This is a genomic window from Kitasatospora sp. NPDC032121, assembly GCF_055580145.1.
Map to the genome: position 1 here is coordinate 298,541 of NZ_JBVILX010000005.1, position 12,430 is coordinate 310,970.

At 74.8% G+C, this 12,430-nt stretch carries 2 protein-coding genes and 1 pseudogene; 1 reads left to right on the forward strand and 2 read right to left on the reverse strand.

The genetic code is table 11. The features are described from left to right. Positions 1-19: 19 nt before the first annotated feature. Together ACZ5OX_RS17510 and ACZ5OX_RS17515 are read right to left on the reverse strand one after the other, a co-directional pair. Positions 20-5,677: a thioester reductase domain-containing protein gene (locus ACZ5OX_RS17510; protein ID WP_465630713.1), complete on the reverse strand. Its 5,658-nt coding sequence runs from the start codon at positions 5,675-5,677 to the stop codon at positions 20-22. A gap of 31 nt (positions 5,678-5,708) precedes the next feature. Then, positions 5,709-10,481, reverse strand: a pseudogene (locus ACZ5OX_RS17515) (type I polyketide synthase); the annotation flags it as partial. Positions 10,482-10,809: 328 nt separating this feature from the next. On the opposite strand from ACZ5OX_RS17515, the gene ACZ5OX_RS17520 reads away from it, so the two are divergent. After that, positions 10,810-12,420 carry an aspartate aminotransferase family protein gene (locus ACZ5OX_RS17520; RefSeq protein WP_465630715.1) on the forward strand — a complete coding sequence of 537 codons (1,611 nt, stop codon included), beginning with the start codon at positions 10,810-10,812 and terminating at the stop codon, positions 12,418-12,420. Positions 12,421-12,430: the final 10 nt, after the last annotated feature.

Here is a 12,430-nt window from a genome sequence, read left to right on the forward strand (position 1 = left end):
GCTTTCTCCACGGTGGTGGTCACCCTTTCTGCTCGTCCCGAGCGGGCCCGCCGGGCGGGAACCAGCCCGCGCGGACGAAGAAGTTCACGTACGTGTGGAAGAGGTCCCGGTCGACCGGCGGGCAGGTGATGCCGGTGCCGCGCAGGGCGCGGTCGGTCTCCGAGACGTCGATGGGCGGATAGGTGGTGGTGCCGGTGCCGGCGTTCATCCCCTCGAAGGAGTCCAGCAGCGGGACGACGGCGTTCCTCCGGTCCTGGCGGACCCGGGCCGACCAGGCGTCCCAGTCCAGTTCGGGCAGGTCGTACCCGAACGCGCGGAGGTGGCCGACGAACTCGGTGAAGGTCTGGTCCTGGGGGTTGTAGAGGTGGAAGGTCCGGCCGGCGGCGTCCTCCCGGGTCGCGAGGTGGGTGATCGCGCCGCTGACGTAGTCCACCGGAACCATGTGGAGGACGCCGGCGAGGCTGTCGGGGACCGCTCCGGTCTCCAGCAGGCCCTTGAGGCTCAGCCAGACGAAGTCCTTGGTCTGGCAGGCGCCGCTCTCCCGGTCGCCGCTGACGACGTCGACCCGGTAGACCGACACGGGCAGTCCGCGGCTCCTGCCGAGCTCGATGACCTGCTCGGCCACCCACTTGCTCTGCAGGTACCCGTTGTGCAGCAGGTGCCCGGGGCCGGTCGGGTCGGTCACGGTGGCCGGCGCGGCACCGGGGCCGGGCGCGGGGAACACGCCCGTGGTGGACACGTAGTGCACCGGGACCGTCCGGTGGGCCGCGGCGAGGCGCAGGACCTCCCGGGTGCCGCCCACGTTGCCGGCGGCGAGCTCGGTGTACGGCCGCACCCAGCTGACCGTGGCGCCGGCGTGGTAGACGACATCGGCCCGGCGGGCGAGGTCGTCGAACGCGGCCTCGGTGAGCCCCAACCGGGGGGCGGCCAGGTCGCCGACGACGACGGAGAGCCGGTCCGGGTCGATGTCGTCGCGGACCCGGTACCACTCCAGGTTCTCGTGCAGCCGGCGGGTCGCCTCGGCCGGGTCGGTGCCCCGCACCAGGCAGTGCACGGTGGCCCGGGTGGATCGCATCAGGTCGCGGAGCAGGAAGGCGCCGAGGAACCCGGTGGCGCCGGTGAGCAGGATCTCGCGGGGGTCGGCGGCCACCCGGCTGACCTCGCCGGTCGGCCGGATCCCGGCGTCGAGACGCACCTCCGCGGCGAGGTCGGCGCCGGCGGCGTCGGCCGCTCCCCCGCCCGCGGCGGACAGCAGGGCCGCCAGGTGCTCCACCAGCCGCGCCGGGGTCGGGTGTTCGAAGACGAGCGACGGCGGCAGCTTGAGGCCGGTGGCGTCGCCGAGCCGGTTGCGCAGTTCGACCGAGGTGAGCGAGTCGAAGCCGAGGTCGGAGAAGCGCTGCTCGCCCTCGACCGCCCCGGCCGCGGAGTGGCCGAGAACGAGGGCCACTTCGCGGTGGACGAACGCGGAGACGAGCGCGGTCCGCTCCTCCTGGGGCAGTCCGGCCAGCCGCTCCGGCCGCAGTTCGGCCTGCACCTCGGACCCGTCCGCGTCCGCCGGGTCGTGGACGAGGCTGCGCAGCAGCAGCGGCGCCCGGCGGACGTTGCTCCGCAGCGCGGCCCGGTCGACCGGCGTGACCACGAGGGCGGGACGGCCGGTGGCGAGCGCCAGGTCCAGCAGCTCGGGGCCGGTCTCCTCGGTGATGGTGAGCAGGCCGGAGCGGGCGATCCGGTCGAGTTCGGTGCGGGTCAGGTGCCCGCTCATGCCGCGCTCGTGCGCCCACAGGCCCCAGGCGAGGGAGGCGGCGGGCAGGCCGAGGGCGGACCGGTGGGCGGCCAGCGCGTCGAGGAAGGTGTTGGCGGCGGCGTAGTTGGCCTGGCCGGTGCCGCCGATGACACCCGCCACGGACGAGAACAGGACGAAGGCGTCCAGCTCGCGGTCCCGGGTGAGTTCGTGCAGGTGCCAGGCGGCGTGCACCTTGGGCCGCAGGACGGCGGCCAGCCGGTCCGGGGTCAGGTCCCGGATCATGCCGTCGTCGAGCACGCCGGCGGCGTGCACGACCCCGGTGAGCGGGTGGGTGTCAGGAACGGTGTCCAGCAGGGCGGCGAGGGCGTCCCGGTCTGCGAGGTCGCAGGCGACGAGGTGCACCTCGGCGCCGAGGCCGGTGAGTTCGGCGGCCAGTTCGGCCGCGCCGGGCGCCTGCGGCCCGCTGCGGCTGACGAGCAACAACCGGGACACCCCGTGGGTGCGGACCAGGTGGCGGGCGAAGAGCCCGCCGAGGGCGCCGGTGCCGCCGGTGACGAGGACGGTGCCGCCGGTGCGCCACCGGGTCCCGCCCCCCGGGGTGCCGTCTGCGGGAACCGCGGCGGGGAGGTCGGCGACGCCCGGGGCGAGCAGCCGGCCGGAGCGGACCGCGACCTGCGGCCGGCCGGAGGCCAGGACCGCCGGCAGGACCGCCCGCGAGCGCGGGTCCTCGTCCACGTCGACCAGCACGATCCGGCCGGGCGCCTCGGACTGCGCCGAGCGCAGCAGGCCCCACAGGGGTGCGGCGACGAGGTCCGCGACATCGGTGCCGGCCTCGTCGGCGGCGACGGCGCGGCGGGTGAGGACGACGAGCGGGACGTCCTCGGTCCGGTCGTCCGCCAGCCAGGACCGGACCAGCGCCAGCACCCGCTGCGCGGTGTCCTGCGCCCGCTGCGGCACGTCCCCGCCCGGGTCGCACGCCAGCGGGACGAGCAGGGCGTCGTACGGGGTGTCCGTGCCCAGGGCGGCCAGCGCGTCCGTGATGTCGGCGAAGGACCTCCCGGCGGACTCGGGCAGGCCCAGGACGTCGGCGTCCCCGAGGTCCAGCACCGCCGGGGCGGGCGGGGAGAGCGGGAGGGCCGCGTCGAACGGGGTCCAGCCGACGTGGAGCAGCGACTCCCGTGCGGTCGGCGCCGCCGTCGCGGGCGCGGCGGCCGGGACGTGCTCCAGCCAGTACCGCTCGCGCTGGAACGGGTAGGTCGGCAGGTCGACCGTACGGGCGCCGGTTCCGGCGAAGACCGCCGGCCAGTCGACGGGGATCCCGGCGGACCACAGCGCGCCGAGCGCCGCGAGCGCGTCCTGCGCCTCGGCCGGGCCGGTGCGCACGGCGGGCACCGGGGTGATGTCGGTGTCCTCGGCGACCAGCGCCGACAACACGGCGGCCGGGCCGAGTTCCAGGGCGACGGTGGTGTCCAGCTCGGCGAGGGTGCGGGCCGCGTCGTGGAACCGGACCGGCCGGCGGACCTGGTCGACCCAGTACTCCGGGGAGCGGAGCTGTTCCTCGGTGGCGGGGCGGCCGGTGAGCGTCGAGACGAGGGGGACGGACGGCGCGCGGAAGGTGACCTTCCGCAGGACGCGGCCGAACTCCTCCAGCATCGGGTCCATGTGCGGTGAGTGGAAGGCGTGGCTGACGGGGAGCCGCTTGGTGCGCCGACCGCAGGACCGCGCGGTCGCGGCGATCTCGTCGACGGCGTCGGCGTCGCCGGAAACCACCGTCGCCGCCGGGCCGTTGACGGCGGCGATCGACACGGCCCCTCCGGACCGTTTCAGCAGCTGTACGACCTCGTCCTCGGCGGCCTCCAGGGCCACCATCGCACCGCCCGGGGGCAGGGCCTGCATGAGACGGCCCCGGGCGGCCACCACGACCGCCGCGTCGGGCAGCGACAGCACGCCCGCGACGTGGGCGGCGGCCAACTCGCCGATCGAGTGGCCGGCGACGTGGTCGGGGGTGATGCCCCACGCCTCGTACAGTCGGTACAGGGCGACCTCCAGGGCGAACAGCGCCGGCTGCGCGTTGCCCGTCCGGTGCAGTAGGTCCTCGTCGTCGAGTACCTGCTGCACCGGGGCGTCGAGGTGCGGGTCGAGAGCGGCGCACACCGCGTCGAAGGCCTCGGCGTACACCGGGAAGGCCTCGTACAGCCGGCGGCCCATGGCGGCGCGCTGTGCTCCCTGGCCGGTGAAGAGAAAGGCGAGCCCGCCGCGGGTGGGCGGTGCGGTGGCGGTGCGGCCGCCGTCCTCGGCGAGCGGCCGCAGCGCGGCGCGCAGCACCTCGGTGTCCGCGCCGACGACCACGGCCTGGTACGGCAGCGCGGCCCGCGTGGTGGCCGTCGAGTAGGCGAGGTCCGCGGCGGACAGGCCGGGGTGGTCCGCCAGGAAGGCCAGCAGGCTGCGGGCCTGGGCGGCCAGGGCCTGGCGGCTCCTGGCGGACAGCGGCAGCAGCGCGGGCGCGGCGGCAGCGGGGGCGGGGACGGCAGCGGGGGCGGGGGCGGGCTCCTGCTCGGGTGCCTGCTCCAGGATCAGGTGCGCGTTGGTGCCGCTGACGCCGAACGCGGACACCGCGGCGCGGCGCGGCCGGCCTGTCCGCGGCCACGGGCGGTGCTCGGTGAGCAGCGCGACCGCACCCGCGTCCCAGTCGACGAGCGGGGTGGGCTCGTCGACGTGCAGGGTCCTCGGGAGTTCCGCGTGCCGGAGCGCCTGGACCATCTTGATGACGCCGCCGACCCCGGCGGCCGCCACCGAGTGCCCGATGTTGGACTTCAACGAGCCGAGGAACAGCGGGCGTTCGGGGGTGTGGGCGGCCCCGTAGGTGGCCAGCAGCGCCTGCGCCTCGATGGGGTCGCCGAGGCGGGTGCCGGTGCCGTGGGCCTCGACGGCGTCCACGTCGGCGGCGTCGAGCCGGGCGCCGGTGAGCGCGGTGCGGATGACCCGTTCCTGCGAGGGGCCGCTGGGGGCGGTGAGCCCGTTGGAGGCACCGTCGGAGTTGACCGCCGACGACCGCAGGACGGCGAGCACCCGGTGTCCGTTGCGGACGGCGTCGCCGAGGCGTTCGAGCAGGATCAGCCCGGCGCCCTCCGACCAGCTGGTGCCGTCGGCGGCGGCGGCGAAGGACTTGCAGCGGCCGTCGGGGGCGAGGCCCCGCTGCCTGGAGAAGTCGACGAACCCGCCGGGGGTGGCCGCGACGGTCACTCCGCCGGCGAGGGCGAGGCTCGACTCGCCGGTGCGCAGCGACTGGGCCGCGAGGTGCATGGCGACCAGGGACGACGAGCACGCCGTGTCCACGGTCATGGAGGGGCCCTCGAAGCCGAAGGAGTAGGAGAGCCGGCCGGAGACGACGCTGCCGAGCTTGCCCGTCAGCAGGTAGCCCTCGAACTCCTCCGGGCCCTCCAGCCCCAGGTAGGACTGCTCCACGGCGCCGACGAACACGCCGACGTCGGAGCCCTTGAGGGCGGTCGGGTCGATCCTCGCGTGCTCGAAGGTCTCCCAGGCGGTCTCCAGCAGCACCCGCTGCTGGGGGTCCATGGAGAGCGCCTCGCGCGGCGAGATGCCGAAGAAGCCGGCGTCGAACCGGGTGGCTTCGTCGAGGAAGCCGCCTTCCCGGGTGTAGGTGGTGCCCGGAACGTCCGGGTCGGGGTCGTAGAGCGCGGCGACGTCCCAGCCGCGGTCGGTGGGGAACTCGGTGATGCCGTCCCGGCCGTCCGCGACGAGCCGCCACAGGTCGTCGGCCGAGCGGACGCCGCCGGGGTAACGGCAGGCCATGCCCACGATCGCGACCGGCTCGGTGCGGCCGGACTCCAGTTCCGCGATGCGCTGGCGGGCCTTGCGTAGGTCAGCGGTGACCCATTTCAGATAGTCAGCGAGCTTCTTCTCATCCGCCATGAGGGGAGTTACCTGTTCCAGGAGTCGGAGGTCAGTGGTGGGCGCGGCCGAGCTCGTTGTCGATGAGGTCGAGGAGTTCGTCGGTCGACGCCGAGGCGAGGGAATCGTCGAAGGCCTCTTCGGCCCCCTCTCCCGGCTGTGCGCCGGTCTCCAGCCACCGCGACAGCAGGGTCTGCAGTCGGACGGTGATCTCGTCGCGGTCGCCGCCGGTGCCGCTGCCGTCCTCGGCGGCGAGCGCCTGCTCCAACTCGTCCAGGGCGGCGAGCGCGGCCGGCTGCGGCTGCGGTGCCTCCTCGGAGGCGATGCGGGCGAGCAGGAACGCGGCCAGCTTCGACGGCGTCGGATGGTCGAAGACCGCGGTGGCCGGCAGCTGGGCGCCGGTGACGGTGTTGAGCCGGTTGCGCATCTCGACGGCGGTGAGCGAGTCGAAGCCGAGCTCCCGGAAGGGCTGTTCGGGGTCGACGGCGTCGGGGTCGCCCAGGCCGAGGACGGCGGCCACCCGGCCGCGGACCAGGTCGAGGACGAACTTCGCGCGCTCGGCGGCGGGCAGCGCGGACAGCTGCTGGGCCGTCGGCACCTCGGGGCCGCCGTCCGCGCGCCGAGGCTCGGCCGGGACCAGGGCCCGCAGCAGCGGGGGGACCCGGTCGAGCGCGCGCAGGGCCTCCAGGTCGAACGCCGTGGTGACCACGGCGGGCCGGCCCGAGGCGAGGGCGGTGTCGAGGAGCTCCAGTCCCTCGCTGACGCCGATCGGCACGAAGCCGTCGCGGGCGAAGCGGGCCCGGTCGAGGTCGCCCAGTGCCCCGTTGATGCCGCCCTCGACGTCCCACAGGCCCCAGGCCAGTGAGGTCGCGGGCAGGCCGTGGGCCCGGCGGTGCCCGGCGAGCCCGTCGAGGTAGGCGTTCGCGGCGGCGTAGTTGGCCTGGCCCGGTCCGCCGAACAGCCCGACGGTCGAGGAGAACAGCACGAACGCCGTCAGGTCCGCGTCGCGGGTCAGCTCGTGGAGGTGCCGGGCGGCGTCCGCCTTGGGGCGCAGGACGGCGTCCAGCTGCTGCGGGGTCATGGCCGGCAGCAGGCTGTTGTCCAGGGCTCCGGCCGCGTGCACGACACCGGTCAGCGGCCGGTCGGCGGGGATGCCGTCCAGCAGCGCGGCGAGGGCCTCACGGTCCGCGACGTCACAGGCGGCGATGCGGACCGTCGCACCGAGCTCCGCCAGGTCGGCGGCCAGGCGGTCGGCGCCCGGCGCGTCGGCGCCGGTACGACCGGCCAGCAGGAGGTGCGTGACGCCGTGCTCGGTGACGAGGTGGCGGGCGACGGCGGAGCCGAGCACGCCGGTGCCGCCGGTGACGAGGACGGTGCCCTGCGGGTTCCACACCGGGCCGTCCTGGCCGCCGCGCACGGCGGAGGCGCGGATCCGGCCGAGCCGGGGTACGAGGGCCCGGCCGGACCGGACGGCGGCCTGCGGCTCGTCGGCGGTGAGCAGGGCGGCGAGCAGGGCGGCGGGGACCGGCTCGGCGCCGGTGTCGGTGTCGGTGTCGGTGACGGTGACGGTGACAGTGACAGTGTCGGTGTCCACGAGCAGGATCCGGTCGGGCGACTCGGACTGGGCGGAGCGGACCAGGCCCCAGACGGCCGCGGCGGCCGGGTCCGGCGCCTCGGTGTCCGCCGTGGCGACGGCGCCCCGGGTGACGAGGACCAGGCGGGTGTCGGCGAACCGCTCGTCGGCCTGCCAGTCCCGCAGCAGGTCCGCGGTCTGCCGCAGGAGCCGGTGCGGCGCCCCGTCCGGGTGGACGTCCCCGCCGTCCGGGCGGGCGTCGATCGGCACGACGAGGGCCCGGACCGCGTCGCCGGCGTCGAGCGCCCGCCCGAAGGCCGCCAGGTCGGCGTAGGACGCGGCGCTGCCGTCCCCCGCGTCGCCGGGCTTCCCGAGCCGGGCCCAGGGCACGGCCCGGACGGCCGGGCGTACGACGTCAGGGAGCCAGCCGACCTGGTGGAGCGAGCCGAGCGGCTCCGGTGTGCCGGCCGGTGCACCGGCGGCGGCCGCGGCATCGGCCGAGGGCTCCAGCCAGTACCGCTCGCGCTGGAAGGGGTACGTCGGCAGAGCGACCCGCCGCACCCGGGCGGCGCCGAAGAAGGCCTGCCAGTCGACCGGCACGCCCCGGGTGTGGAGCACGGCGAGCGCGTGCACCAGCGACTGCGGCTCCGGCTGCTTGCGGCGCATGGCGGGCACCGCGACCGCATGGTCCGCGCCGGCGGCGGCGAGCGCGGACAGGACGCCGTCCGGGCCGAGCTCCAGCAGGGTGGTGACGCCTTCGGCCTCCAGGGTGCGGACCGCGTCGAGGAAGCGGACCGGTCGACGGATCTGCTGCACCCAGTACTCGGGCGTGGTCCAGTCGCCGTAGTCCACCTTGCCGGTCACCGTGGACACGATCCCGAACTTCGGCTCGTGGAACGTGAGTTGCTCAGCGATGCCGCGGAACTCGTCGAGGATCGGCTCCATCCGGTGGGAGTGGGAGGCCCGCAGGATCGGCAGGACCTTGACGGACCGGCCGCGTTCCCGCCAGACCGCCGCGACGGCGTGGACGGCGTCCTCGTCGCCGGAGAGGACCACCGCACGCGGGCCGTTGACCGTACCGATCACGGCGCGCCCGTCCGGGTCGAGGGTTTCGAGGACCTCCTCCTCGGTGGCCTCGACGGCGACCATCGCGCCGCCCTCCGGCAGCGACCGCATGAGGCGCCCGCGGGCGGTCACCAGGACCGCGGCGTCGGACAGCGACAGCACGCCCGCGAGGTGGGCGGCGATCAGCTCGCCCGTGGAGTGGCCCACCAGGTAGTCCGGGCGGACGCCCCACGCCTCGAAGAGGCGGAACAGCGCGACCCCGACCGCGAAGAGCGCGGCGAGGGTGTAGTCGATCTGGTCCAGCTCGTCGCCGGACTCGATCACCGTGCGCAGCGGGCGCGGCAGGTGCGCGTCCAGGGCGGCGCAGACCTCGTCGAAGGCCGCGGCGAACTCCGGGAAGGTCTCGACGAGTTCGCGGGCCATCCCGACGCGCTGGGCGCCGCCGCCGGTGAACATGAACGCGATCCGGCCCTCGTCCTTGCTGCCGGTGATCGCGGCCGGGTCCTCCTCGCAGAGGGCGGCGAGGCCGTCCAGCAGCTCCTCGCGGTCGCCCGCGAGGGCGACGGCGCGGTGCCGCATGGCCGTCCGGGTGGCGGCCAGCGACCAGGAGAGGTCGAGCAGGTCGAGGTCGGGGCGCTCGGCGAGCAGCCCGGCGATCCGCTCGGCCTGCGCCCGCAGCGCCTGCGGGGAGCGCGCCGACAGGACGTACGGCAGGACGGGCGCGGGCGGTGCGGCGGCCGGCTGCGGCTCGGGCTGCTCGGCGGTCGGCCGCTCGGCGGCCGGCTGCTCGGCGGCCGGCTGCTCGGCGGCCGGCTGCTCGGCGGCCGGCTGCGGCGCCTGCTCGACGATGACGTGCGCGTTGGTGCCGCTGAAACCGAAGGCAGAGACGGCGGCCCGACGCGGCCGGTCCAGCTCCGGCCAGTCCCGCTGCTCGGTGAGCAGGGCCAGCGCGCCGGAGCTCCAGTCGACGTGCGGGGTCGGGTGGTCGGCGTGCAGGGTCCTCGGCATGACGCCGTGGCGGATGGCCTCGACCACCTTGATGATCCCGCCGACCCCGGCGGCGGCCTGGGTGTGCCCGACGTTCGACTTGAACGAGCCCAGCCGCAGCGGCCGGTCCGCGGAGCGGCCCTTTCCGTAGGTGGCGAGCAGGGCGTTGGCCTCGATCGGGTCGCCGAGGGGGGTGCCGGTGCCGTGCGCCTCGACGAGGTCGACGTCGGCGGCGGTCAGTCCGGCGGAGTCCAGGGCCTGACGGATCACCCGTTCCTGGGCGGGCCCGTTGGGTGCGCTGAGCCCGTTGCTCGCGCCGTCCTGGTTGGTGGCCGTTCCGGTGATCACGGCCAGCACCTCGTGCCCGTTGCGCAGGGCGTCGGACAGCCGTTCCACGAGCAGGACGCCGGCGCCCTCGGCCCAGCCGGTGCCGTCGGCGGACGCGGCGAAGGACTTGCAGCGCCCGTCGGCCGACAGGCCGCGCAGCCGGGAGAACTCGACGAAGGCCTGCGGGGTGGACATGACGGTCACACCGCCGGCGAGGGCCAGGTCGCACTCGCCGCGGCGCAGCGCCGCCGCCGCGAGGTGGACGGCGACCAGCGACGAGGAACAGGCCGTGTCGACGGTGACGGCGGGGCCCTCCAGGCCGAAGACGTAGGACAGCCGGCCAGAGGCGACGCTGCCTGCGCTGCCGCTGTAGAGGTAGCCCTCGAACTCCTCGGGCGGCAGGTGGGGGCGGGATCCGTAGTCGTGGTACATCGACCCGATGAACACGCCGGTCCGGCTGCCGGAGACGGCGTCGGCGGAGATCCCGGCACGTTCGAAGCTCTCCCAGGCCGTCTCCAGCAGCAGCCGCTGCTGCGGGTCGGTGGCCAGCGCCTCCCGCGGCGACATGCCGAAGAACTCCGGGTCGAACCCGTCCGCGTCGTGCAGGAATCCGCCCTGGTCGGTGTACGACGTGCCGACCGCGTCGGGGTCGGGGTGGTAGAGCCGGTCCAGGGGCCAGCCGCGGTGCTCGGGGAACGGGCTCACCGCGTCCACGCCGTCGGCGACCACCTGCCACAGGCGTTCCGGGGAGTCCACGCCGCCGGGGTACCGGCAGGCCATCCCGATGATCGCGACCGGCTCGCGGTCCTTCTCCTCGATCTCGCGCAGCCGTCTGCGGCTGGCCTGGGCGTCGGCGACAGCGCGCTTGAGGTACTGGCGGAGCTGGTTCTCGTCGGTGCTCACGCGCCCTCAGCTCCCGGGATCTCCGCAGGAGAGGCGCCTGCCGATTCCTCGCTACCGTGCACGGGTTTTTCCTTTCCCGGAGGACTTCTCATGGAGGACTTCTCATGCGACTCGCAACCGCCGCCCAGTCTCGTCCACGGGCTTCCGTGAAGTGGTAACCCGGCGCTCTTTCCCGGCGGAACAGCTCGCGGTGACCACGGGCTGATGCGCCGATTAGCGCGTGATTACAGACCCGTTACGGGTCCGTCGGTATGGTTCCGGACACGTAGGCCCTCATAGATTGGGAACACGAGCCGAAATGAACCCGGAGATTGCAGAGCAGGACCTTGCGGAGCCCTATCTCGGGGGTCTGCTCGCCTCACTCGGCCTGAACGTCCACTATTCCAGGGCGGAAAAGGACACCCTTTTCTTCCACGATGACACGGGGCGTGAGGTCCCGGTGCTCGACCTCGTCGGCGGCTACGGCTCGACGATCCTCGGGCACAGCAATCCCGAGATCGTCGGCTACGCGAAGGAGCTGCTGGACGGGGGCGTCCCGGTCCACGCGCAGTTCTCGAAGCACCCGTACGCCAACGAGCTGGCGCAGAAGGTCAACGCCGTCATCCGGCGCGAGTTCGGCACGGACGAGCCCTACTCGGCGATCTTCGCCAACAGCGGTGCCGAAGCGGTCGAGATCGCGATGAAGCACGCCGAGTTCGACCGGGTCGCGCGCCTCACCGAGCTGGCCGGGGAGATCGACGGGAACATCGAGCAGGCCCGTGCGGCGGCGGCCGGCGGGGCCGGACTCGCCGGCGGGGCCGCGTACGACCGTCTGGCCGCGGCCGGGGGCGTCGCGGCCGGCGCCCCGCTGGACGAGGTGATCGCCGGGATCCGCCGCGCCAACGCACCGCGCCTGGCGGCGCCCCCGGTGTTCCTGGCCCCGGAGGGCTCGTTCCACGGGAAGCTGGTCGGCAGCGTCCAGCTCACCCACAACCCCGGCTTCCGCACCCCGTTCTCCTCGCTGGCCGCGCAGTGCCGCTTCGTCGCGGTGCACGAGCCGGACGCCCTGGCCAAGACGATCGAGTCGGTGCGCCGGAGCGTGTTCGACCTCGCGGTGGACGGCGGCGCGGTGCGCGTCGTCGAGCGCGGACTGCCGACCGTCGCCGCCTTCGTCCTGGAGCCGGTCCAGGGCGAGGCCGGGATCCGGGTGTTCGACCGGGAGACCACGGAGCGGATCCGGCAGGCCTGCGCGGCGGCCGGCATCCCGATCGTCGTCGACGAGGTGCAGAGCGGTATGGGCCGCACCGGCGCCTTCTTCGCGAGTTCGCACCTCGGCCTGCGGGGCGACTACATCACGCTGGCCAAGAGCCTGGGCGGCGGCGTCGCCAAGGCGGCGGTGACCCTGGTGCGCGGCTCGCGCTACCGCAAGGAGTTCGAGCTGGTGCACAGCTCGACCTTCGCGAAGGACGCGTTCTCCACGTCGATCGCCGTCCGGACGGTCGACCTGCTGGAGGCGGACGGCGGCCGGGCGTACCGGCTGGCCGCCGAGCGCGGCAGCCGGCTCGCGGACATGCTCCGCGGGCTCCAGCGGGAGTTCGGGACGGTCGTCAAGGACGTCCGCGGCAAGGGCCTGATGCTCGGCCTGGAGTTCCACGACCAGTCGGACTCCGCCTCCGAGGTGATCGCCGGGCAGGCCCGTGCCGGGCTGCTCGGCTACCTGCTGTCCGGCTACCTGCTGCGCGTCCACGCCCTGCGGATCCTCCCGACGGCCAGCGCCGTCAACACCCTGCGGCTGGAGCCGTCCGTCCACTTCACGGACGCCGAGACCGACCGGCTGGAAGCGGCGCTGCGCGGGCTGCTGACCGTGCTCCGCGACCAGGACGGCGCCGCCTTCCTGCCGACGGGACCGGCCGGGGAATCCGCTCACTAGGGTCCCGTGA